The sequence below is a fragment of the Streptomyces winkii genome (assembly GCF_032248595.1).
GTDB lineage: Bacteria > Actinomycetota > Actinomycetes > Streptomycetales > Streptomycetaceae > Streptomyces > Streptomyces winkii.
Genome location: NZ_JASTTH010000006.1, coordinates 246,399 through 270,049, shown reverse-complemented (window position 1 = coordinate 270,049; position 23,651 = coordinate 246,399). Strand labels below are relative to the sequence as shown.

The 23,651-nt window shown below is 71.6% G+C and carries 20 protein-coding genes; 11 read left to right on the top strand and 9 right to left on the bottom strand.

The window, feature by feature from the left end:
* Positions 1-12: 12 nt before the first annotated feature.
* On the bottom strand, positions 13-1,344 hold the full coding sequence (gene efeB / locus QQM67_RS20075; RefSeq protein ID WP_399067291.1) for an iron uptake transporter deferrochelatase/peroxidase subunit: 1,332 nt from the start codon (positions 1,342-1,344) through the stop codon (positions 13-15).
* A gap of 82 nt (positions 1,345-1,426) precedes the next feature.
* A complete protein-coding gene (gene efeO / locus QQM67_RS20070) occupies positions 1,427-2,566 on the bottom strand; it encodes an iron uptake system protein EfeO (protein WP_314175347.1) in 1,140 nt (379 codons plus the stop codon).
* A 219-nt stretch (positions 2,567-2,785) separates the two neighbouring features.
* Here efeO and QQM67_RS20065 point away from each other — a divergent pair, with 219 nt between their 5' ends.
* Both QQM67_RS20065 and QQM67_RS20060 read left to right on the top strand, forming a co-directional pair.
* The gene (locus QQM67_RS20065) at positions 2,786-3,319 is read left to right on the top strand and encodes a COG4315 family predicted lipoprotein (protein ID WP_314175346.1); all 534 of its coding nucleotides are present in this window, start codon (positions 2,786-2,788) and stop codon (positions 3,317-3,319) included.
* Complete coding sequence (locus tag QQM67_RS20060; RefSeq protein ID WP_314175345.1) at positions 3,306-3,755, top strand: hypothetical protein; 450 nt, start codon at positions 3,306-3,308, stop codon at positions 3,753-3,755. The genes QQM67_RS20065 and QQM67_RS20060 overlap by 14 nt, the downstream gene beginning before the upstream one ends.
* Here the strand turns inward: QQM67_RS20060 and QQM67_RS20055 are convergent.
* From QQM67_RS20055 to QQM67_RS20045, 3 genes are all read right to left on the bottom strand, one after another.
* The gene (locus tag QQM67_RS20055; protein WP_314175344.1) at positions 3,718-5,985 is read right to left on the bottom strand and encodes a xanthine dehydrogenase family protein molybdopterin-binding subunit; all 2,268 of its coding nucleotides are present in this window, start codon (positions 5,983-5,985) and stop codon (positions 3,718-3,720) included. The genes QQM67_RS20060 and QQM67_RS20055 overlap by 38 nt on opposite strands.
* Entirely contained in the window at positions 5,982-6,977 is a 996-nt protein-coding gene (locus QQM67_RS20050) for an FAD binding domain-containing protein (RefSeq protein ID WP_314175343.1), read from the bottom strand. Before QQM67_RS20050 ends, QQM67_RS20055 begins: the two co-directional genes overlap by 4 nt.
* A gap of 78 nt (positions 6,978-7,055) precedes the next feature.
* Positions 7,056-7,583: a (2Fe-2S)-binding protein gene (locus tag QQM67_RS20045; RefSeq protein ID WP_314175342.1), complete on the bottom strand. Its 528-nt coding sequence runs from the start codon at positions 7,581-7,583 to the stop codon at positions 7,056-7,058.
* Positions 7,584-7,899: 316 nt separating this feature from the next.
* On the opposite strand from QQM67_RS20045, the gene QQM67_RS20040 reads away from it, so the two are divergent.
* A complete protein-coding gene (locus QQM67_RS20040; RefSeq protein WP_314175341.1) occupies positions 7,900-8,232 on the top strand; it encodes a hypothetical protein in 333 nt (110 codons plus the stop codon).
* A gap of 18 nt (positions 8,233-8,250) precedes the next feature.
* Here the strand turns inward: QQM67_RS20040 and QQM67_RS20035 are convergent, their stop codons facing one another.
* A complete protein-coding gene (locus QQM67_RS20035; protein ID WP_314175340.1) occupies positions 8,251-9,015 on the bottom strand; it encodes an IclR family transcriptional regulator in 765 nt (254 codons plus the stop codon).
* Positions 9,016-9,129: 114 nt separating this feature from the next.
* Here QQM67_RS20035 and QQM67_RS20030 point away from each other — a divergent pair, with 114 nt between their 5' ends.
* The 8 genes from QQM67_RS20030 (at position 9,130) to QQM67_RS19995 (ending at position 19,821) form a co-directional block, all read left to right on the top strand.
* Positions 9,130-10,524 carry an MFS transporter gene (locus tag QQM67_RS20030; RefSeq protein WP_314175339.1) on the top strand — a complete coding sequence of 465 codons (1,395 nt, stop codon included), beginning with the start codon at positions 9,130-9,132 and terminating at the stop codon, positions 10,522-10,524.
* Complete coding sequence (locus QQM67_RS20025) at positions 10,524-11,636, top strand: zinc-dependent alcohol dehydrogenase (RefSeq protein ID WP_314175338.1); 1,113 nt, start codon at positions 10,524-10,526, stop codon at positions 11,634-11,636. The genes QQM67_RS20030 and QQM67_RS20025 overlap by 1 nt, the downstream gene beginning before the upstream one ends.
* A complete protein-coding gene (gene rhmD / locus QQM67_RS20020) occupies positions 11,633-12,820 on the top strand; it encodes an L-rhamnonate dehydratase (protein WP_314175337.1) in 1,188 nt (395 codons plus the stop codon). The genes QQM67_RS20025 and rhmD overlap by 4 nt, the downstream gene beginning before the upstream one ends.
* Before the next feature lie 180 nt (positions 12,821-13,000).
* Entirely contained in the window at positions 13,001-13,846 is an 846-nt protein-coding gene (locus QQM67_RS20015; RefSeq protein WP_314175336.1) for an SAM-dependent methyltransferase, read from the top strand.
* A gap of 184 nt (positions 13,847-14,030) precedes the next feature.
* On the top strand, positions 14,031-15,545 hold the full coding sequence (locus QQM67_RS20010) for a glutamate decarboxylase (RefSeq protein WP_314175335.1): 1,515 nt from the start codon (positions 14,031-14,033) through the stop codon (positions 15,543-15,545).
* A gap of 162 nt (positions 15,546-15,707) precedes the next feature.
* A complete protein-coding gene (locus tag QQM67_RS20005) occupies positions 15,708-17,906 on the top strand; it encodes a catalase (RefSeq protein ID WP_314175626.1) in 2,199 nt (732 codons plus the stop codon).
* A 126-nt stretch (positions 17,907-18,032) separates the two neighbouring features.
* Positions 18,033-19,013 carry a non-homologous end joining protein Ku gene (gene ku, locus QQM67_RS20000; protein ID WP_314175334.1) on the top strand — a complete coding sequence of 327 codons (981 nt, stop codon included), beginning with the start codon at positions 18,033-18,035 and terminating at the stop codon, positions 19,011-19,013.
* A 190-nt stretch (positions 19,014-19,203) separates the two neighbouring features.
* Positions 19,204-19,821 carry a class I SAM-dependent DNA methyltransferase gene (locus QQM67_RS19995; RefSeq protein WP_314175333.1) on the top strand — a complete coding sequence of 206 codons (618 nt, stop codon included), beginning with the start codon at positions 19,204-19,206 and terminating at the stop codon, positions 19,819-19,821.
* Positions 19,822-19,828: 7 nt separating this feature from the next.
* Here the strand turns inward: QQM67_RS19995 and qcrB are convergent, their stop codons facing one another.
* The 3 genes from qcrB to ctaD are packed head-to-tail and all read right to left on the bottom strand — an operon-like array spanning position 19,829 to position 23,531.
* Positions 19,829-21,415, bottom strand: a complete 1,587-nt coding sequence (qcrB, locus tag QQM67_RS19990) for a cytochrome bc1 complex cytochrome b subunit (protein ID WP_314175332.1) — start codon at positions 21,413-21,415, stop codon at positions 19,829-19,831.
* A 47-nt stretch (positions 21,416-21,462) separates the two neighbouring features.
* Entirely contained in the window at positions 21,463-21,846 is a 384-nt protein-coding gene (ctaF, locus tag QQM67_RS19985; protein WP_314175331.1) for an aa3-type cytochrome oxidase subunit IV, read from the bottom strand.
* Positions 21,843-23,531: an aa3-type cytochrome oxidase subunit I gene (gene ctaD / locus QQM67_RS19980; protein ID WP_314175625.1), complete on the bottom strand. Its 1,689-nt coding sequence runs from the start codon at positions 23,529-23,531 to the stop codon at positions 21,843-21,845. Before ctaD ends, ctaF begins: the two co-directional genes overlap by 4 nt.
* Positions 23,532-23,651 lie beyond the last annotated feature (120 nt).

Genomic DNA, 23,651 nt, shown 5'->3' with positions numbered 1-23,651 from the left:
ACGGATGCGGGGTCAGGAGAAGAGCTGCCGGGCCCACCAGTCGGCGGAGTCGCGGACACCGGGCGGCACCGCGAAAACCGCCGAACCGACGTGCTGGATGTACTCGTTGAGCTCGGTGTCGTCGCGGGCGAGGTGCCGCTGAAGCGGGATGAAGCCCTCCCGCACGTCACGCTGGTACGCGAGGAAGAACAGCCCCGCCTCCAGACGGCCCAGACCGTCCGTGCCGTCCGTGAAGTTGTAGCCCCGGCGCAGAATGCGAATGCCGTTGTTGGAGTCCGGGTGCGCCAGCCTCACGTGCGCCACGGGCGCCATCGCGGAGAGCCGCACCGGGTCGCGCTCGCGGCGGCGGCCCGCCGGTGCGCCCTCGCCCTTGCTGCGGCCGAAGATCATCTCCTGCTCGGCCAGCGGTGTACGGTCCCAGATCTCGATGTTCATGCGGATGCGGCGGGCCACGAGGTACGAGCCGCCCGCCATCCACTCCGGGCCGTCCTTCTTCCCCGCCCACACGTGCCGCCTCAGCGCCGCGGCGTCGTCGCCGGAGATGTTGCGCGTGCCGTCCTTGAACCCGAAGAGGTTGCGCGGCGTCTGCTCGCTGGGCGTCGTCGAGGAGGTCTTGCCGAAGCCGAGCTGCGACCAGCGCACGGACACCTTGCCGAAGCCGATGCGCGCCAGATTGCGCACGGCGTGCACCGCGACCTGGGGGTCGTCCGCGCACGCCTGCACGCACAGGTCGCCGCCGCTGCGCTTCTCGTCGAGGTCGTCGCCGGGGAAGTGCGGCAGATCGGGGAGGGCGTCGGGCCGCCTCTTCCGGATGCCGAAGCGGTCCTTGCCCTTGTCGTCCTCGAAGAGGGACGGGCCGACTCCGAAGGTGAGCGTGAGCCGCGACGGCGGCAGCCCCAGCGCCTCGCCGGTGTCGTCCGGCGGCGCCTCGGCCGGACCGCCGACCGCGCCCGTGCCGATCGTGTCTCCCGCGGTCATCCGGGCCGCCGCGCGCGTCCAGCGCTGCAACAGGTCGATCAGCGCGGCACGGTCGTCGGTGAGGACGTCGAACGCGGCGAAGTGCAGCCTGTCCTGCACGGCGGTGGCGATTCCGGCCTGGTGCTCGCCGTGGAAGGGCACCGCGCCGGACGAGCCGGCCGCGACGGTCCCGGCGTCGTTCCCGTAGCCGAGCGCGGCGGCCGTGCCGCCGGCCGTCGCCGCGCCGAGCGCGATGCCGGCGCCGCCCCAGCCGAGCAGCGCGCGGCGCCCGGGACGCGCGGTGCCGCGCCGGGTTTCGCCGCCCGCCTCGCCCGTCTCGCGGGCCTCCCCGGCGTGGTCCCCGGCGCCGTCCCCGGAGGTCTTCACCGCGTGGCCCTCGGAGGCCTCGGAGGCCTCGGAGTGTTCGGAACGTTGTTTCCCGGTGTCGTCAGCCGTCACTGCCGCCCCCTTACGACGCGACCGACGCGGCGAGCCGCGACAGCGGTTCGGCCAGTGAATTCACGCCGTCCGAGAGCTTCTTGCGCTCGCCCTTGCTGACCGTGTCGTACGCGACGAAGCCGTCACCTTCCCGGTGCTTGTCCAGGAGCTTGCCGATCGAGGCGAACTCCGCGTCCAGGTCCTTCGCCAGCTGCGCGTCCTTCTTGGACGTCACCGGCTTGAGCAGTTCGTACGCCTTCTGCGCGCCCTCGACGTTGGCCTGGAAGTCGACCAGGTCGGTGTGGCTGTAGCGCTCCTCCTCGCCGGTGACCTTGCCGGTGGCCACCTCGTCGAGGAGCTCCTTGGCGCCGTTGGCCATGCTGGTGGGGGTGATCTGGGCCTTGCCGACGCGGTCGCGCCAGTCCTTGAGGTCCTTCATCAGCCGGCGGCCCAGCTCCTTGTCCTCCGCGGAGATCTTCTTCTTCTCCCACAGGGACTTCTCCAGCTTGTGCCAGCCCGTCCACTTCTGGCCCTCCTCCAGGCCGTCCTCGCGGACGTCGACCTTGGGGTCGATGTCGCCGAAGGACTCCGCGACGGGCTCGGTGCGCTCCCAGCCGATGCGGGAGCCGGCGTACTTCTTCTTCGCTTCGGCGACGTCGCCGTCCTCGACGGCGTCAACGAACTTCTGCGCCTTGGGCAGCGTCTCGTCGGCCTGCTGCTGTACGTACTTGCGGTACGCGGCGACCGCGGCGTCCAGCTTCGGATCGCGCTTCGCGGCCGCTCCCTTGCCGCTCGCGGTGACCTTCTGGCGGATGCCGTCGCCCTTCATGCCGGGCTTGCAGGCGATCTCGTACTTGCCCGCCTCGACCTCGGCGGTGATCTCGGCCTTCGTGCCGGGGCCGATGTTCTCCCGCTCGGTGACGATGCGGTCCCCGGGCGCGTAGATGTAGACCTCGGTGACCTTGGTGCCCTTGTTCTCGACGTGGAGCCGTACGTGCCCGGCGGGGAACTCCTTGTCCGAGACCTTGCACGCGGAGTCCTCCGCGGTGACCTGGACGCCGCCGTCCCCGCCGGACTTCGACTTCTCCGCGCAGCCGGTCAGCGCCGCGGCGGCGAGAAGGGGAACGGCCGCTCCGGCTATGAGAGTTCGGCTTCGGGCGGAGGCGGACATGCGATCTCCCGGTGGCTGACGGAACGGACGGTGTGCGGACGCGGACAGTGCCATAAGGGCGTATTTAAGCAAGGCTTACCTAAGTCGTGAAGGTAGCACGGAGCCCTTTCCCCGCAGTACGGGGGTCCGCACCCGTACGCGGATCGGCCCCCGTGGAATGGCCGGACGCCGGCACCTCGGCTCTAGTGAGTAGGTGGACAGCCGCGCACGGGAGGCCCGATGAGAAACGGCGTCAGAAAGGCAGCGTCCGCGGCGGTCGCGGCGGTGCTGCTCGTCCTCGTCAGCGCCTGCGGAGGCGGGGACGGCGGCGGAGGGGGAGCCTCGAAGTCGCCGAGAGAGCACCCGGAGAGCTCCGCGAAGGCCAAGACGGTGGCGGCCCGTTCGAGCGATCTCGGGAAGGTGCTCACGGGCGGGCAGCACAAGACCCTCTATCTCTTCGAGAAGGACAAGACCGCCAAGTCGACGTGCTCCGGCGGCTGTGCGCAGGCGTGGCCGCCGATGATCGTCAAGGGCCGGCCGGTCGCGGGAGGCGGCGGCGTGGAGGAGAACCTGCTCGGCACCTCCAAGCGCAGCGACGGCAAGACCCAGGTCACCTACAGGGGACGCCCGTTGTACTTCTTCCAGGCCGACCAGAAGGCCGGGCAGACCAACGGCCAGGGCCTCGACCAGTTCGGGGCCAAGTGGTTCGCGCTCGCCCCCGACGGCAAGGCGGTCAGGAAGAAACCGCAGGACGGCGCCGGTGGCGGCCACTGACCACCGGCGTCCCGCGCGCCCCTCGCACAGGTTCTCGCGGCTGGCGGCCAGGCTGGTGGCCGCCGCCGGGCTCGCGGTGAACGCCTCTGTGCACGCGGGCCTCGCCCCGACGTACGACGGCGTCGCCGCGTCCGTCAGCCAGGGCGACCTCTTCCGCCTGGAGGCGGCACTCGGGGCGCTCGCCGCGCTTCTCGTCCTGGTGTGGCGCCGGCTCCCGGCGGACGTCTTCGCCTTCGTCGTCGCGGGCGGCGGCCTGGCGCTGCTGCTGATCTACCGGTACGCCGACGTCGGCCAACTCGGGCCGTTCCCCGACATGTACGAGCCGCTGTGGAACAACGACAAGAGGGTCGCGGTCATCTCGCAGGCCTTCACCGTCGTCGCCGCGGCTCTGCTGATCCTCACCGCTCCGCGCCGGCGGAGGCGCCGGGCCGGGTGACGTCCCCGATGACGTCCTCGATCGTGATGGGCATCTTGCGGATGCGCCGGCCGATCGCGTGGTGAACGGCGTTGGCGATGGCGGCGTTCGCACCGACCTGCCCGATCTCGCCGACGCCCTTCACCCCGAGCGGATTGACGATCCGGTCCTCGACCTCGACGAGTTCGACCGCGACGTCCGGGGCGTCGGCGTTCACCGGGATCAGGTAGTCGCCCAGGCTGCCCGCGACCCAGCGGCCCGTGCGCGGGTCCATGTGGTTGGTCTCCAGCAGCGCCTGCCCGAGCCCCCAGAGCATGCCGCCCATCAACTGGCTCCGCGCAGTACGGGCGTTGAGCACCCGGCCCGGCGCGAAGGCCCCCGCCATGCGCCTCACCCGTACCAGGCCCAGCTCCGGGTCGACGGCGACCTCCGCGAACTGCGCGCCGAACGTGAGCATCCCGTACGGGGTGTCCATGCCCGGCGGGGTCCAGGTGCCCGGGGCCTCGGCGTCCGGGCGGTGGTTGCGCCGCAGCAGCTCCGCGTACGACTCGGAGGCGGTGCCCGACGTCATCGTCCCGTCCCGCACGACGACGCCGGACGGGTCCGCGCCGTGCAGCGGCGAGCCGCCGTCCGCAACGGCCTCCCCGATGAGCTGGTCTCGGAGCGCCGTCGCCGCGGTGTGCACCGCGGCGCTGATCATCCCGGCGCCGGCCGAGCCGACGGCCGCCGCGATCCCGGGGAAGTCCGTGTCGCCCTTCTCGAACCGGCAGCGCTCCACGGGCACGCCGAGGGCGTCCGCGGCCACCTGCGCCATCGCGGTCGCGACCCCGGTGCCGAACTCGGGGGTGGCGGCCTGCACGAGGACGCTGCCGTCCGCGTAGATGCGCGCCCTGGCACGCTGCGGCGCACCGGGCGGCGTCGCCGGGTACCCGGCCGCGGCCATGCCCGTGCCGATCAGCCAGTTCCCCTCGCGGCGGGAGCGGGGCTCGGGGTCGCGGTCGTACCAGCCGAAGCGGGCCGCCCCGCGCTCGTAGCACTCCTTGAGGCCGTTGCTGGACCACGGGCTGCCGGAGACGGGGTCGGTCTCCGCGAAGTTGCGCAGCCGCAGCTCGATCGGGTCCAGGCCGGTCCTGTGGGCGAGTTCGTCCATCGCGCCCTCAAGCGCGAACATGCCGGACGAGTCGCCGGGCGCGCGCATGAACGTCGGCGTCATGGTGTTGGCGCGGAAGAGGCGGTAGACGCCCTCGTAGTTCTCGCACGCGTACATCTGCGAGGCCGTGGCCAGGGAGGGCTCGGCCCAGTCGTCGAAGTGCGAGGTGGGGGAGATCTTGTGGTGGCGCAGCGCGGTGATCCGGCCGTCGCGCGTGGCGCCGAGCGTGATGCGCTGCTCCTGCTCCTCGCGGTGCCCGCAGGACGTGAACATCTGCTCGCGTGTCAGGGCCAGTTTGACGGGGCGTCCGACCTCCCGCGCGGCCAGCGCCGCCAGCGTGGGGTGGTGCCAGATCATCGCCTTGCAGCCGAAGCTTCCGCCGACGTACTCGCCGGCGACGCGGACCTTCGAGACCGGGATGCCGAGGAGCGTGGCCACCGTGAGCTGGGTGGCGTTGACGCCCTGGGTGCCGTCGTGGAGGAGCAACTCGTCGCCGTCCCACATCGCCGTGGTGCCCGAAGTCTCCAGCGGATTGTGGTTGTTGGCGGCGCACCGGAACGTCGCGTCCACCACGGTCTCGGCCTTCTCCAGGCCGGAGTCGACGTCGCCGCGTGTGCTGCGTCCGGGCATGAACCCCCCGAAGATCGCCTCCGGCTCGTACGCGTGGCCGCGGCCCTGCTCGACGGTCGTCAGCGGTTCGGACTCCTCGTACTCGACGCGCACGAGCGCCGCCGCGTGCTGGGCGCGCTCGTGGGTGTCGGCGACGACGAGGGCGATGTGCTGCCCCGCGTAGTGCACGACGTCGTCCTGCATCGGGAAGAAGGTCTCGCCGGGCGCCGGTCCGCCGAAGAGGGACGGGACGAGCGGCGGCTGCTCGGCGATCCGCGGCAGGTTCTCGTGGGTGAGCACCGCGAGCACGCCGGGCTCCTCCCAGGCGGCCGACGCGTCGACGGCGGTGACGTGGCCGCCGGCGATGCGGGCGCCGACGAGGCACGCGTGGGCCATGGCGGGCGCCGGGATCTCGGTGGGGTAGCGGGCGGAGCCGGTGACCTTGGCGCGGCCGTCGACGCGTTCGAGCGGCTGTCCGATGGCCGTCGTCATGAGGTTCTCCCGTTCGCCGTCAGGGTTTCCAGGACGCGTACGATCACCCGCTGCGCGAGCTCGGTCTTGAACGCGTTGTGCGCGGTGGGCCGCGCGTCGGACAGCTCCACGCGGGCCGCCTCGGTGAAGCTCTCCGTCTCCGCGGCCGCACCGAGCAGGACGCCTTCGGCCCGGTGGGCCCGCCAGGGCTTGGTGGCCACGCCGCCCAGGGCCAGCCGTACGTCCGCGATGGTGCCGTCCACGAGGGAGAGCGCGCAGGCGGCGGAGACCAGCGCGAACTCGTAGCTCTCGCGGTCACGCACCTTCAGATAGAGGGAGCGCCGGGCGACCGGCGATGACGGCACCTCGATCGCGGTGATCAGCTCGCCGTGCTCCAACGGGTGCTCGCGGTGCGGAGTGTGGCCGGGCGTCAGGAAGAAGTCGTCGATGCCGTAGGCCTGTTCGCCCTTCGTGCCGTACGTGTGCACGCGTGCGTCGAGAGCGGCGAGGGCCACCGCGACGTCGGAGGGGTGGGTGGCGATGCAGTGCTCGCTCGTGCCGAGTACGGCGTGGCCGCGGCTGAAGCCCTCGATCGCGGAGCATCCGGTGCCGGGCTCGCGCCGGTTGCAGGGGGAGACGGCGTCGCGGTAATAGGGGCAGCGCACCCGCTGCATCAGATTGCCGCCCATGGAGGCCATGTTGCGCAGCTGCGGCGACGCACCGGCCTCCAGCGCCTGGGCGACGACGGGGAGCCTCTCCCGTACGAGCGGGGAGGCGGCCACCTCGCTCATCCGGGCCAGGGCGCCGATGCGCAGGCCGCCGTCGGGCGCCTCGTCGACGCCTGTCAGCGGCAGCTCGTTGATGTCGACGAGACGGCGCGGGGTGAGGACGTTCTGCCGGAGAAGGTCGATCTCCGTGGTGCCTCCGGCGAGGAAGTCGCTCGTCGGATCGGCGCTGACGGTCGTGACCGCGCCGTCGGCGTCGGCGGCGCGGGAGTAGGTGATGAGCCGCACGGGACGTACTCCGTTTCTCGGGCTGCGTGGTGCCGGGCTGTGCCGGAGCCGGGGGCGGAGGCGGGGTCAGAGGCGTTTTCAGGAGCCGTCGCGGACGGCGCGGACGGCGGCCCGGATGTGGGGATAGGCGGCGCAGCGGCAGAGGTTGCCGCTCATCCATTCCTTGATCTCGTCGTCGTCCGAGGTGTGGCCCTCGGCGGTGAGCGCGACCGCGGACATGATCTGGCCGGGGGTGCAGTAGCCGCACTGGAAGGCGTCCTCGGCGATGAACGCCCGCTGCATCGGGTGGAGTTGACCGTCCGGCCCGGCCAGCCCCTCGATGGTGGTGATCTCACGGCCCTCGCAGGACAGCGCGAGGGTGAGGCACGCCAGGACGCGGCGTCCGTCGATCCAGACCGTGCAGGCGCCGCAAGCGCCTTGGTCGCAGCCCTTCTTGGGGCCGGTCAGGTCGAGGCGCTCGCGCAGCGCGTCGAGCAGGCTGACCCGGGGCTCGATCTCCAGTGACCGCTCGGCCCCGTTGACCGAAAGGGTGACGGGCACCGGCCCGGGACCGCGTTCCCCGAGGCCCGGACCGCGCTCGGTGAGCGAGGGGCCGCGTACGGACATGTGCACCTCCGGTAGATCACTGAGCGATCGCAACGAAGGGTTCATACTAGGCCAATACCGTATGAATCAGCCCGAGTCGCGGCTCCGGACGGATGCACCAGGGGAAGCCGGTGGCAGTGACGAGCGAGGTCACCCCGGGCAGGGAAGCGGAGTTCGAGGAGTGGGCGCACGGCGTCGAGGCGGCGGCCGCGGCGCCCCCCGGCCAGCGGGAAGTCACCTGGCTCCGGCCCGAGGGCGGCAGCCGGCGCTACCGGGCGGTCGTGCGGTTCGCCGACACGGCGGGCGGTTCGCCGACACGGCGAGCCTCCAGCAGTGGATGGAGTCGCCCGAGAGGGCCGCATGGCAGGAACGTGTGAAGGGGCGCCCGCGACGTGCGGCCGCAGGCCGCCACGACCGGGCTGGAGGCCTGGTTCGACGTCCCGGGCGTCGCGGCGAGGCCGCCGGCCCGCTGGAACATGTCGCTGGTGACGATTCTGGGCGTCTACCGTTCGCCCTGCTCTACGACGCCCTCGTCGCCGGGTACTTCCGCGGCTGGCCGCTTCCGGCGGCCACGGCCGTCTTCCCCGTCTTCCTCGCGCCGCTGCTCACGTACGCCGTGATGCCCGGGCTCAGCCGGGTGCTGCGGCGCTGGCTGTATCCGCAGGCATGACCCCGCGGTGACGGGGGCTCAGCCGCCGGTCAGCCGCTGAAGTCTGGCGGCGGTCGCGCGCAGCAGCCTCAGATGTGCGCGGGCCCGGTCGTCGTCGCAGCGGAAGGCGGGCATCGACACCGACATCGCGGCGACCGTCTCGCCGTCGCGGGCGCGCACGGGCACGGCCACGCAGCGGCAGCCCTCGACGTACTCCTCGTGGTCCTCGGCGAATCCGGCCTCGCGGACCTTCTCCAGTACGTCCATCAACTCGTCGACGTCCGTCACGGTGCGGTCGGTCAGCCGGGGCAGTTCCTGCGCGGAGAGGCGGCGTCTGGCCTCCTCGGGGGAGAGGCCGGCCAGCAGCATCTTGCCGACGCCGGTCGCGTGCGCGTGCAGCCGGGAGCCGACGTGGGAGACGAGCTTCATGGGCCGGGGCGAGTGGGCGATGGCGATGTAGACGTTGTGGATGCCGTCGAGACGGGCGAGTTGGACGGTCTCCCCGCTCTCCGTCGCCAGCTCCTCCATCAGCGGGCGCGCATGCCGTTCGAGATCGCCGTGGCCGGAGTAGGCCTGGCTGAGCCGCCATGCGCTCAGGCCGAGGCCGTAGCGCCGCGTCTCCTCGTCGAACTCCAGGTAGTTGCGCGCGGCGAGCGTCGCGAGCAGGCCGTGCGCGCTGGAGCGGGGCAGGCCCAGCCCCGACGTGACGTCGGTGAAGCGGACCGGGCCGCGGTCGGCGACGAGGTCGAGGATGGCCAGCACTCTGTCCGCGGACTTCACGGCATTCGTCTGCTGCTCCGCCATGGCAGCCCTTCCTCGGTATTGACACCGCGGGGTGCCGTCGCGTCACATGACAGATGTTCTTGGACGAGAACGCTAGTTCATATGGGAGAACTTCACAAGCCCGAGGGGGCACACATGAGTGACACTCCCGTGCGGGGCACCGGGCCCGCGGCCGCCGCCGAGGAGGCGCGGCAGGACCACGACGGAGCCGTGGAGTCGGCGGTGTCCAAGGCCGTACGCCGCCTGGTGCCGTTCCTGCTGCTGATGTACGTGCTGGCCTTCCTGGACCGGGTCAACATCGGCTTCGCCCAGGAGTCCTTCCAGGCGGACACCCGACTCGGCGACGCCGCCTACGCGTTCGGCGCCGGGATCTTCTTCCTCGGCTACGTGCTGCTGGAGGTCCCCAGCAATCTGCTGCTGCGGCGCTTCGGCGCGCGTGTGTGGATGGCCCGCATCATGATCACGTGGGGCGTGATCTCGGCCGCGCTGATGACGGCGCACACGGCGGGCGTCTTCTACGTGCTGCGGTTCCTGCTCGGCGTCGCCGAAGCCGGCTTCTTCCCCGGCGTGATCTATTTCCTGACGCTGTGGGTGCCCGCCGGTCACCGGGCCCGCGTGATGTCGCTGTTCTACTTCGGCGCCCCGCTCGCGTTCATCTTCGGCAGCCCCCTGTCCGGACTGCTGCTGGAGATGGACGGCCTGAGCGGCCTGCACGGCTGGCAGTGGCTCTTCCTCGTGCAGGGTCTGGTCACCGTCGTCGTCGGCGTGATCGCGCTGCGCGTCCTGCCCGACTCCCCGGAGTCCGCCAGCTGGCTGACGCCGCATGAGAAGGGCGCCCTCGCCGCGGCGGCAGGCGCCGAAGACGCCCGCGGGGAGGAGAGCAGCGTGCTGCGGGCCCTGCGCAGCGGCCGGGTGCTCTACCTCTCGCTGATCTACTTCGTCATCCAGGTCTCCGTCTACGGCGTCACGTTCTTCCTCCCCACCCAGGTCGGTGCCCTGCTCGGCACGGACGTCGGCGTCGAGGTCAGCCTGGTGACGGCCGTGCCGTGGGTCTGCGCGATCGTCGGATGCGTCGTCGCCGGCCGCGTCAGCGACCGTACGGGCCGCCGCCTGTCCGTCGCGGTCTGCTGCCTGGTCGCCGGCGCCGCCGGGATCGCGGGCTCGGCCGCCGCCGGGTCGCCGGGCCTCGCGCTGGCCGCGCTGTGCGTCGCCGCCGCCGGATTCATCGCCGTACAACCGGTGTTCTGGACCCAGCCCACCGCGTTCCTCACCGGAGCCGCGGCCGCGGGCGGGATCGCGCTGATCAACTCCCTCGGCTCGGTGGGCGGGTTCGTCGCGCCCAACGTGAAGACCTGGGCGGACGGCGTCGCCGGCTCGCAGACCGCGGGGCTTCACGTGATCGCCGGCTTCACGCTCGCCGGCGCATGTCTGCTGGCCGGACTCGGCGCATGGCAGCGCCGGACCCGCCGCATGGAGACGGCGCACGGCGCCGCCGAAGCACGGGGCGCCGAGGTGGAGGGGGCCGTCTGATGCGGGCGCTCGTACTGAAGGGGGACTGGCAGCTGGAGGTCGAGGACCTTCCCGACCCGGAAGCCGCCGCGGGAGAGGTGGCGATCTCGGTCCTCGCCACCGGCATCTGCGGATCCGACGTCCACGGCTTCACCGGCGAGAACGGCCGCCGCTTCCCCGGCCAGGTCATGGGCCACGAGACGGTCGGACGCATCGCCGGACTAGGTGCCGGAGCGGCCGAGACCGTCGAACACGGCCTGCACGAGGGGCAGTTGGTGACGGTCAACCCCGTCATCGCGTGCGGCGGCTGCGAGGCCTGCCGGGCCGGCGCCGAGCAGCTGTGCCCGGCGCGCCGCGTCATCGGCGTGGACCCCGCGATCCGTTCGGCCTTCGCCGAGACGATGACCGCGCCCGCCGGGAACGCGGTCGCACTCCCCGAGAGCATGCCCGCCGAGTACGGGGCGCTCGTCGAGCCCCTCGCGGTCGGTTACCACGCCGCCGTACGAGGGCAGTGCGGCCCCGGCGACCGCGTCCTCGTCATCGGCGGCGGGCCCATCGGGCAGGCCGCGGCCCTCGGCGCCCTCCGTCTCGGCGCCCGGCGGGTCGTGGTCAGCGAGCCCCACCCCGGGCGGCGGGCCCTGCTGGGCAGGCTCGGCATCGCCGCCGTCGACCCCGGCGCCGGTGAACTCGGCGCGCTCGCACGGGAGATGCTCGGCGACCGGCCGACGGCGACCCTGGACGCCGTCGGCACCGAGGGCACCGTCGGCGACGCCCTGACCGTCACCGCCCTGGGAGGACGGGTGGTCCTGGTCGGCATGCACGCCCCGCGGCTGGGGTTGCCCGCGTACGCGGTGAGCACCCAGGAGCGCTCCCTCATCGGCAGCTTCTGCTACTCCGCCGCAGAGTTCGCACAGACCGCGCGCTGGGTCGCCGGGACGGACACCGACCTGTCCGTGCTCATCGAGGGCCGCGTCGGCCTGGACGGCGCGGCCGGAAGCTTCACCGCCCTCGCACAAGGCGGGGACCACGCCGGCAAGGTGCTGGTCTGCCCGCACGATCCGCAGGACTCCGCCCCCGGGAGCACCGGCTCCGCGGAGACGTCCCCGACGACGACCAGGGAGGCCCCCGAGTGAGCGCCCGCGCCCCGCGAATCCGTCATCTGCGCGCCTTCACCGTCGAGGCACAGGGCGGCGCCGACTACCACGACCAGCCGGCCGGCCACTGGATCGACGACCACATCGCCACGCCCATGTCCGTCTACCCCGAGTACCGCGACAGCCGCCGGAGCTTCGGCCTGGACGTGCTCGGCTCGCTCGTCGTCGAGGCGGAGGCCGAGGACGGCACGACCGGCTTCGCCGTCACCACCGGAGGGGAGCCCGCCGCCTGGATCGTCGAGAACCACCTCGCCCGCTTCGTCGAGGGCGCGCCCGCCTGCGAGTTGGAGCGGATCTGGGACCAGATGTACCGGTCCACCCTCTTCTACGGGCGCAAGGGCCTCGTGCTCAACGCCGTCAGCGGCGTCGACCTCGCCCTGTGGGACCTGCTGGGGAAGCTGCGGGAGGAACCCGTGTACGCGCTGCTCGGCGGCCCGGTCCGCGACGAGCAGGTCTTCTACGCGACGGGCGCACGCCCCGACCTCGCCGAGGCGATGGGCTTCATCGGCGGGAAGATGCCGCTCCGGCACGCCCCCGCCGAGGGCCCCGAAGGGCTGCGCGCCAACGTCGAGGCGATGCGGGCCATGCGCGAGCGGGTCGGTGACGACTTCTTCCTCGCCTACGACTGCTGGATGTCGCTCGACGTCCCGTACGCCACCCGGCTCGGCCACGAACTCGACGGCCTGGGCGTGCGCTGGATCGAGGAGGCGCTGCCCCCGGACGACTACTGGGGCTACGCCGAGCTGCGCCGCAACCTCCCCGCGGGGATGCTCACTTCGACCGGCGAGCACGAGGCGGGGCGGCTCGGGTTCCGGCTGCTGCTGGAGATGGGCTGCGCCGACATCGTCCAGCCCGACGTGGGCTGGTGCGGCGGTCTCACCGAGCTGCTGAAGATCTCCGCACTCGCCGACGCGCACGGCAAGCTGGTCGTGCCGCACGGGTCGAGCGTGTACTCGTACCACTTCGTGATCACCCGTCACAACAGCCCGTTCGCGGAGTTCCTGATGATGGCGCCGGGGGCGGACGAGGTGGTGCCGATGTTCAGCCCGCTGCTCGTGGACGAGCCCGTGCCGGCCGGCGGCCGGCTGCGGCTGCCGGAGACCCCCGGATTCGGCGTCGGCCTCAACCCCGAGTGCGCGCTGCGCCGTCCCTTCCCCCACTGACGACCCTCAGCCGGAGATCTCCCAACAGGCGTGCCGACAGCAGCTGTTGGGCAAGGCGTGACGCAGGGAAACCGCTGATCGGAGGCCGGACGGCGGTTCCGCGCGGGCGGTGTGCGGCGCTCCCGGGCGGGGGAGAAATGGGGGGTGCGGCGCACCGTGCGCCGTCTAAGGAGCCTCTGGATGGCGGACGAGGGCACGGCCGGGCCTGCGAGCCCGCTCGACCTGGAGATGGACAAACCCCACTCGTCCCGCGTCTACGACTACTACCTCGGCGGCAAGACCAACTACGCGGCCGACCGCGAGGCGGGCGACCAGGTGCTCGCGGTCTGGCCCGGCGCGCGGACCGCCGCCCGCACCAACAGGGCGTTCATGCACCGCGCGGCCGGGGTGCTCGCCGGCGAGCTGGGGCTCGGCCAGTTCCTCGACATCGGCACGGGCATACCGACCGAGCCGAACCTCCATCAGGTCGTCCAGGGCGAGAACCCGCGCGCCCGCGTCGTCTACGTCGACAACGACCCGCTCGTACTCGCGCACGCGCGCGCCCTCATGAACAGCTCACCGGAGGGCCGTACGGCCTATCTGCACGCCGACTTCACCGAGCCGGACTCCGTCCTGAAGGCTCCGGAGCTGGAGCGGACGCTGGATCTGACCCGTCCCGTGGCGCTGAGCGTGCTGGCGCTGCTGCACTTCGTGCCCGACGAGTACGGCGCGTACGACCTGCTCCGGCGCTACGTCGGGGCGCTGCCGTCCGGTTCCGCGCTCGTCCTCTCGCACGGTACGAGCGACTTCGCGCCCGAGACGATGGGGCGGGCCGGGGCGGTCTACACGCAGCGGGTGGTGCGGGCGCAGTCGCGCAGCAGGGAGGAGTTCGCCCGCTTCTTCGACGGTCTCGACCTCGTCGAGCCGGGCATCGCGGTGCCGCACCGGTGGCGGCCGTACCGGCGGACGGGCGCGTGCATCGGCAGCGAACAGGACGTCGCGGACGCCGAGGTGGCGCTCTGGGCCGGGCTGGCCGTCAAGCCGTGAACCGGGCGGCGGCCGGGGGCCTGTGCGCTTCCGGTCTTGCGGCCCGTCCTTGCATGCGTCCCCGCGTGGCACCCCGCCGGGCCGGGCCCCCGACCGGCTCAGCCCGGCGGGCCGGACCGGCCCGAAGCCCGTAGGTTCGCGGCAGAAGGGCCATCCGCGACCGCCGCCGGGAGGGCGCTGACAGATGTCGCTGCACAAGGGCCGGAGCGACCCCGGCACCCGCACCGGCCGCGGCGACGGCAGACGAGCCGGAGACGGCCACCGTGGCGCGGACGGCAGGCGGGCCGGAGACGGCCACTCCCGCCCCCGTCCCCGTACGGAGCACGGCGCGATCTCCGTCAACCCCTTCTACGGCGAGGCCGACCCCGTCAGCGGAATGACCACGGAGCCGCCCCGCCACCGGCTGCCCGACAGCCCCATGGCCGCGGAGGCGGCCCGCCAGCTCGTGCACGACGAGCTGATGCTGGACGGCAACTCCCGCCTCAACCTTGCGACTTTCGTCACCACGTGGATGGAGCCGCAGGCGGGCGAGCTGATGGCCCAGTGCCGGGACAAGAACATGGTCGACAAGGACGAATACCCGCGCACCGCCGAACTGGAGCGGCGCTGCGTGGCGATGCTCGCCGACCTGTGGAACGCCCCGGACCCCTCCGCGGCCGTCGGCTGCTCCACCACCGGCTCCAGCGAGGCGTGCATGCTCACGGGCCTGGCGCTCAAGCGCCGCTGGGCCCGCCGGGTCGGCGACCGCTACCCCTCGACCGCGAGGCCGAACCTGGTCATGGGCGCCAACGTGCAGGTGTGCTGGGAGAAGTTCTGCAACTTCTGGGAGGTGGAGGCCCGCCAAGTCCCCATGGAGGGCGAGCGGTTCCACATCGACCCGCAGGCCGCGGCGGCGCTGTGCGACGAGAACACCGTCGGCGTCGTGGCGGTGCTCGGCTCGACGTTCGACGGGTCGTACGAGCCGGTCGCCGAGGTGTGCGAGGCGCTCGACGGCCTCCAGGAGCGCACGGGAATCGACGTGCCGGTGCACGTCGACGGAGCGTCCGGCGCGATGATCGCGCCCTTCCTCGACGAGGACCTGCTGTGGGACTTCCGGCTGCCGCGCGTGGCCTCCATCAACACCTCGGGCCACAAGTACGGCCTGGTCTACCCCGGCGTCGGCTGGGCGCTGTGGCGTTCGCCGGATGCGCTGCCGGAGGAGCTGGTCTTCCGCGTGAACTACCTCGGCGGCGACATGCCCACCTTCGCGCTGAACTTCTCCCGGCCCGGAGCGCAGGTCGCCGCGCAGTACTACACGTTTCTGCGGCTGGGCCGCGGCGGCTTCCGCGCCGTACAGCAGGCGGCGCGCGACGTGGCGCGCTCGCTCGCCGCACGGATCGGGGAGACGGGCGACTTCCGCATGCTGACCCGCGGCGACGAGCTGCCCGTCTTCGCCTTCACCACCGGCCCGGACGTCACGAGCTTCGACGTCTTCGACGTCTCGCGGCGGCTGCGCGAGCGGGGCTGGCTGGTGCCCGCGTACACCTTCCCGCCGAACCGCGAGGACCTGGCCGTGCTCCGGATCGTGTGCCGCAACGGCTTCACGGCGGACCTCTCCGACCTGTTCATGGACGATCTGACGGGGCTGCTGCCCGAACTGCGCAGCCAGAGCGGCCCGTTGCAGCGCCCGGCCTCCGTCGCGACGGCCTTCCACCACTGAGGGCATGCGCGCGGCCGTACGCGCGGGCCGCTGTTTGAGCGCGGCCCCGGCGGATACACCGGCCCGATCCCCGGCAAAGCTCGCAGACTTCCTCATGGAGGACCCGTGGCAGACTCTCGGCGCGCGCAGGACGGCAGGGACCGCACCGCACGGAACTCGGAGATCCCGGGACGTCCGGCGCCCGAGGCCCCGCACCTTGAGGAGCCCACCGAACCCCGCGAGCCGCTGCCGCCCAAACCCGACCAGACCGGGCCCGGAACGTACTCGCCCACGGGCGAGGCCTCCGGGGCGGACTCCGCCGTACTGGCGCAGAGCGGGGCGCGGCTGACCACCGCCCAGGGGCTGAGGCTGCCCGACAGCGACCACTCCCTGAAGGCCGGCGAGCGCGGTCCCGTACTGCTCCAGGACCACCATCTGCGGGAGAAGATCACCCACTTCGACCACGAGAGGATTCCGGAGCGGGTGGTGCACGCGCGGGGCGCCGCCGCGCACGGCGTCTTCCGCGGTTACGGCACGGCCGCCACCGTCACCAGGGCGGCATTCCTCGGCGAGGGCGCGGAGACACCCGTCTTCGTGCGCTTCTCCACGGTGCTGGGCTCGCGCGGCTCGGCGGACACGGTGCGGGACACCCGCGGATTCGCCACGAAGTTCTACACCTCCGAGGGGACCTTCGACCTCGTCGGCAACAACATCCCGGTCTTCTTCATCCAGGACGCGATCAAGTTCCCTGACGTCATCCACGCCGCCAAGCCGCACCCCGACCGGGAGATCCCGCAGGCGCAGAGCGCGCACGACACCTTCTGGGACTTCGTCTCGCTGCACACGGAGGCCACGCACCACACCATCTGGAACATGTCCGACCGGGCACTGCCGCGCTCCTTCCGCATGATGGAGGGCTTCGGCGTGCACACCTTCCGCCTCGTGGACGCCGAGGGGAAGACGACGCTGGCGAAGTTCCACTGGAAGCCGAAGGCCGGTGTGCACTCCCTGCTGTGGGAGGAGGCCCAGATCGTGAACGGCGTCGACCCCGACTTCCACCGCAGGGACCTGGCCGATGCGATCGAGGCGGGCGCGTACCCGGAGTGGGAGCTGGGCATCCAGACCTTCCCGGACACCCCGGAGCAGGCCTTCGCGGGCATCGATCTGCTGGACCCGACGAAGATCGTTCCGGAGGAGACGGCTCCCGTACAGCCGATCGGTCTGCTGACGCTCAACGCGAATCCGTCCAACTACTTCGCGGAGACCGAGCAGGTCGCCTTCCACCCGGGCCATCTCGTGCCCGGCATCGACGTCACCGACGACCCGCTGCTCGCCGGGCGCCTCTTCTCCTATCTCGACACGCAGATCAGCAGGCTGGGCGGGCCGAACTTCGCGCAGATCCCCGTCAACCGCACGCACGCTCCGGTCAACGACATGCTGCGCGACGGCATGCACCAGACGGCCGTCCACGCCGGCGTCGCGCCGTTCCGGCCCAACTCGCTCGACGGTGGCTGCCCGTTCCTCGCGGGCGCGGGCGAGCGCGGCTACGTCGAGACGCCGGTGCGCGTGCCAGAGGGCGCGGCGAAGGTACGCGAGGCGCCCGCCTCGTTCGACGACCACACCAGCCAGCCGCGCCGCTTCTATCTGTCGCTCTCCCCGGTGGAGCGCGAGCACGTGATCGCCGCGTACACCTTCGAGCTGAGCAAGTGCTACGAGAACACCGTCAAGGAGCGCAATCTGCGTGTGCTCGCCGAGATCGACCCGGGCCTGTGCGCGCAGGTCGCCGCCGGGCTCGGGCTGCCCGCGCCCGCCGCCCCGGGGCCGCTCGCGGACGTCGCGCCCAGCCCGGCGCTCTCGCAGATCGGGGGGAGCTGGCCGGTCACCGGCCGCGTCGTCGGCATCGTCGCCGACGGCGAGAGCGACCTCGACGCCCTGCGCACGCTGCGCCGCTCCGCGCTGGACGCCGGGATGGTGCCGCTGGTGATCGCGCCGAAGGGCGGGCACATCGCGGACGGGATCACCGTTCAGCGCACGTTCGCCAACGCCCGGTCCGTCGAGTTCGACGCGATCCTGCTGGCCGGTGTGCCCGCGCGCGGCGAGGACGCGTACGGGGCCCGCGACGCGAAGGCCGCACTGGACGGCCCCGACGGCCTGGGCACCGATCCGCGGGTGCTGAATCTGCTCTCCGAGGCGTACCGGCACGCCAAGGCGCTGGGCGGTCTCAAGGGCAGCGGCGACGTCCTGGCCGCTGCGGGCTGCGACGAGCTGGCACCCGGAGTCGTGCTCGACAGCGACCCGCGGACGCTGTTCGAGCAGATCGTGGCCCTGTTGCAGACCCACAGGGTGTGGGAGCGGTTCCCCACGGGGCGCCACGCGGCCTGACCGACCGTGAGTGGACCGCTGCGAGCGGCGAGCGCCCCCCCCCGCGAGCGAACCGGGCGGCGTGAACCGCACCGACGGGGTTACCCGCCGCCCCAGGCATCCCGCGCAGGAGAGGAGGCCGAGGACATGGCCCGCCCGATATGGAGCGGAGTGATCACCTTCGGTCTTGTGACCGTGCCCGTGCAGCTCTACGCCGCCGTACAGGACCACGCGGTCCACTTCCACCAGCTGCAACGCGGCACGGGCGACCGAGTGCGCAACCGGCGGGTCAACGAGCGCACCGGCAAGCGCGTCGACTACGAGGACGTCGTCAAGGGCTACGACGCAGGAGGAGGGGAGTACGTCGTCGTCGAGCCGGAGGAACTGGCGGAGATCGCGCCGGGCAGGTCCCAGGCCATCGAGATCAGCGGCTTCGTCGACCTGGAAGAGGTGGAGCCGGCCTTCTTCAGCAGCACCTACTACCTGGCCCCCAGGAGCGACGAGTACGCCAGGGTCTACCGGCTGCTGACCACGGCCCTCGCGGAGTCCGGCAAGGCGGGCGTCGCGACCTTCGTGATGCACGCGAGGGAGTACCTCGTCGCGCTCCGCGCACAGGCCGACGTGCTCGAACTGCACACCCTGCACTGGGCCGACGAGGTCCGCGACCCGCGGCGGGAGCTTCCCCGGCTGCCCGGACGCGAGCGGGCGGAGAGCAAGGAGCTGCGCAGCGCGCGGCAGCTCATCGACACCATGTCGGTGGAGTGGCGTCCGGAGGAGTACGAGGACAGCTACGAGAGGAAGGTCTGGCAGCTCGTCGAGGCCAAGCGCGACGGCCGCGAGGTCGCCGCCGAGGAGGAGCCGCCCCCGCCCACCAACGTCGTGGACCTGGAGGACGCGCTGCGGCGCAGCGTCGACCAGGCCGGCTCGCGCAGGGAGTCCCGCGCCTCCCGCTCCCGCCCCAGGTCCCGGCCTGAGGCCGGCGACGGCAGCCGGCGGCTGTCCGAGCTGAGCAAGCGCGACCTGTACGAGCGCGCCACGGAGCAGGACGTCCAGGGCCGCTCCCGCATGAACCGGCAGCAGCTCATCCGGGCCCTCGGCGAGGGCCGTACCAGGCGGGCGGCGTCCTGACCGGGACACGCATCTGAACCGGGACTTCGCTCGATGCCGGTGCCCCGGCCGGTGCCCCGGCGCGCTGCGCGACCGCCCGTCCGGGCCGCCTGAGATGCACCTTTCATCACCTGATGCGAAGCTCTGGGGAGAACCCCGCCGTGCATCTGCCGGGGGGCTGATCCGGCCGAGCACGCGAGGTGGTCCCGCGATGAACACTCCCGCCGCCTACTTCGAGCAGCTCTACAGCGACTCGGCGGACCCGTGGAGCCTCACGGAGCGGTGGTACGTACAGCGCAAGTACGACCACACCCTCGCCGCCCTGCCGCAGCGCCGCTACCGCAGCGCCTTCGAGCCCGGCTGCTCGGTGGGCGTCCTCACGACCGCGCTCGCGGAGCGCTGCGACAGCGTGCTGGCCACGGACCGTGTGGCCGCGGCGGCCGAGCACACCTCGGCCCGCACCCGCCACCTTCCGCACGTACGGGTGCGGCAGCTGGCGATACCCGACGAGTGGCCGGAGGGACGCTTCGACCTGATCGTGCTCTCCGAGCTCCTCTACTACTTCGACGACCGGACGCTGCGCGATGTGCTGGCCCGCACCGTCGAGGCCCTCGACCCCGGCGGCACGCTCGTCACCGTGCACTGGAACCACCCCGCGCCCGAACACCACCGCACGGGCCGCACCCTCGCGCCCGTCCTCAGCGCCGTTCCCGGTCTGACGCTGCTGACCGACTGCCGCGACCCCGACTTCACGCTGCACGTGCTGGGGCGGCCCGACGGCGTCGGGCGCGGCCCGTACTCGACCGCGGCCCGCGAAGGGCTCGTGTGAGGGAGCGTCACTCCACGCGGTCGCCGAGGTACCAGCGGCTCAGCGCGGTGCGCAGCCGCTGCGCCCGGCCGCGGGCGTGCCCGTTGGCGTGGCCGTCGGCCTCGCGTCCCCGCGCCGGTTCGAGGGGGCGGGGCACCTCCCGCATGAGCAGCGTGTAGCGCTTGGCCGCGGACAGGGGGCGGTGCCCGGGCTCCATGCCGCCCTCGATGGTCTGCCGCACCTCTCCCGTCTCCTCGCCCTTGCGGATGCGTTCGAAGTCGTGCGCGCGCAGCGCCACGCACAGCCGCCGCGTGAGCATGAACGCGATCACCGGAGCCAGTACGAGGGCCGCGCGGAAGGTCCAGGTCAGACCGTTGAGGGAGACCCCGAAGAGCTTGGCGATCACGTCGTTTCCGCCGGCCAGCAGCAGTACGACGTAGAAGGTGATGCCGGCGACGCCCAGCGCCGTGCGCGCGGGACGCTCGCGGGGCCTGTCGCACACGTGGTGCTCCCGGTCGTCGCCCGTCAGCCACTTCTCCAGGAACGGATACAGGTAGATGCCCATGAAGAGCAGCGCGGGGAGGATCACGGTGGGGACCAGGATGTTCCACATGAAGGTATGGCCCCACACCGTCGTCTCGAACGGCGGCATCAGGCGCAGCGACCCTTCGAGGAACCCCACGTACCAGTCCGGCTGGGAGCCGGTGCTGACCTGGTCGGTGCGGTAAGGGCCGTAATTCCAGACGGGGTTGATCTGCGCCACGCCCGCCAGGACCGTGATCACTCCGAACACCATCAGCTGGAGGCCCGTCGACTTGGCCGCGAACTGGGGGAACATCGGCTGGCCCACGACGTTCTTCTCCGTCCTGCCCGGCCCGCCCCACTGCGTGTGCTTGAGATAGACGACCAGGATCAGATGCACCACGACGAGCCCGACGATGAGCGCCGGAATGAGGAGGATGTGCACGGTGAAGAGCCGCGGGATGATCTCCGTGCCCGGATACTCGCCGCCGAAGAGGAAGAGGCTCAGATACGTGCCGACGACGGGGATCGACAGCAGCAGGCTCTGCACGACCCGCAGCCCGGTGCCGGAGAGCAGGTCGTCGGGGAGCGAGTAGCCGCAGAAGCCCTCGGCGATCGCCAGCACGAACAGGGTGACGCCGACGACCCAGTTGATCTCGCGGGGCTTGCGGAAGGCCCCGGTGAAGAACACCCGCAGCATGTGCACGCCGATGGCCGTGACGAACACCAGCGCCGCCCAGTGGTGCACCTGACGGATCAGCAGCCCGCCGCGCACGTCGAAGCTGATGTGCAGCGTGGAGTCGTACGCCTCGGAGACCAGCCGCCCCCTCATCGGCACGTACGAGCCCGTGTAGCGCAGCTCGGTCCCGCTCGGGTGGAAGAAGAAGGTGAGGAAGACGCCCGTCAGGATGAGCAGGACGAGGCTGTAGAGCGCCAGTTCGCCGAGCAGGAACGACCAGTGGTCGGGGAACGCCTTGCGCACCAGCGATCCGCCCTCGCCGGCCGACAGCCGGTCGTCGAGGTACTTGAAGCCGCTCCTCGCGGCACGGCCCGCCCTGGCACCGGGTTGCACCCTCTTCCGCTGCGGGAGCATGCGCCGTCCTCTCTTCTCGTACGCGCGGGTCTTCTCGTACGCGCGGGTCAGCGGTCGTTGTGCTGGAAGACGAATCCGGCGACGCCGGGTGCGACGACCCCGATCCCGATGAGGAAGAGCCACATCCCGTAGATCACTCCGAGGCCGGCCACCGCCGTGCCCAGGGCGGTGAGGACGGGGTAGTAGCTGCGCGGCGAGAAGAACGCGAGCGGGCCGGCGCCCTCGCGTACGGCCGCGTCGGGGCGGTCCTGCGCGCGGGAGCCGTGCCGCAGGTACTGCACCCACAGGAAGAAGGCGACGAGGGAGGACATCAGGAAGGAGACCAGCAGCGCCGCGTTGCCCGCTGCGTCCTCCGAGAAGGGCACGTAACTGGCGGAGACGACGGCGAAGAACGTGGCCACGCCGGTGAAGAGAAGCGCCTCGACCTTCATCGCCGCGTCCCCTCCGTCCCCTCGGCTCCCTCCGCTTCCTCTGCTCCCCGCGGTCGCCGCGTTCCCTGCCTCGTCCGCACGCCCGGCGCCACCCCGGAGATCTCCGGGTGGTGCAGGTCGAACGCGGGCGACTCGGAGCGGATGCGCGGCAGCGCCTCGAAGTTGTGCCGCGGGGGCGGGCAGGACGTCGCCCACTCCAGGGAGCGCCCCCAGCCCCAGGGGTCGTCCTCGGTGACGCGAGTGCCGTATCTGGACGTGTGCCACACGTTGTAGAGGAACGGCAGCGTGGACAAGCCGAGGAGGAAGGCGCCGGCGGACGAGACCGTGTTGAGGGTGGTGAAGCCGTCGGCCGCCAGATAGTCCGCGTAACGGCGGGGCATCCCCTCCTCGCCGAGCCAGTGCTGGACGAGGAACGTGGTCTGGAAGCCGATGAAGAGCATCCAGAAGTGGACCTTCCCGAGGCGCTCGTCGAGCATCTTCCCGGTCATCTTCGGCCACCAGAAGTAGAAGCCGCCGAAGGTCGCGAAGACGATGGTGCCGAAGAGCACGTAGTGCAGGTGCGCGACGATGAAATAGCTGTCGGTGAGATGGAAGTCCAGCGGCGGCGACGCGATGAGGACCCCCGTCATGCCGCCCAGCAGGAACGTCACGAGGAAGCCGACGGCCCACAGCATCGGCGTCTCGAACGACAGCGACCCGTGGCGCATCGTCCCGATCCAGTTGAAGAACTTCACGCCCGTCGGCACCGCGATGAAGAACGACATCAGCGAGAAGAACGGCAGCAGCACCGCGTGCGTCGCGAACATGTGGTGGGCCCAGACGGTCGCGGAGAGGCCGGTGATGGTGCAGGTCGCGGCGATCAGGCCGATGTAGCCGAAGATCGGCTTGCGGCTGAAGACGGGGATGATCTCGGTGACGATGCCGAAGAACGGCAGCGCCACGATGTAGACCTCGGGATGCCCGAAGAACCAGAACAGGTGCTGCCAGAGGATCGCACCGCCGTTGGCGGCGTCGAAGATGTGCGCCCCGTACTTGCGGTCCGCCTCCAGCGCCAGCAGCGCCGCCGTCAGCACCGGGAAGGCGAGCAGCGCCAGGATCGAGGTGAACAGCACGTTCCAGGTGAACAGCGGCATCCGGAAGACGGTCATGCCGGGAGCGCGCAGGCAGACGATCGTCGTGATGAAGTTGACCGAGCCGAGGATCGTGCTGAGCCCCGCCACCGCCAGTCCCATCGTCCACAGGTCGCCGCCCGAACCGGGCGTGAACGTCGAGCTGTTGAGCGGCGCGTACGCGAACCAGCCGAAGGACGCCGAGCCCTCCGGGGTCAGGAAGCCGCTGAGGACGATCAGCCCGCCGAAGAGGAACACCCAGTAGGTGAAGGCGTTCAGACGGGGGAAGGCCACGTCCGGTGCGCCGATCTGCAACGGCATGAGGACGTTGGCGAATCCCGTGAACGTGGGCGTCGCGAACAGCAGCATCATGATCGTGCCGTGCGTCGTGAACAGCTCGTTGTACTGCTGCGCCGAGACCACTTCGAGCCCGGGGCGGGCCAGTTCGGCCCGCATCACCATCGCCATCAGACCGGCCACGAGGAAGAACCCGAACGACGTGGCCAGATACATGTTCCCGATCACCTTGTGATCGGTGGTGCTGAGATAGCCGAGGAGTCTCTTCCCGAGTGTCAGCCGGCGGCTCTCCGCGGACTCCTGTGCGTCCGGATGCCCGCTCCGTACGGCCTCGTCCTCAGCTGTCGTGTCCACCGGGTGGCCTCCCCGCCCGACTGCAACGACGCCGGGTCCCCGAAG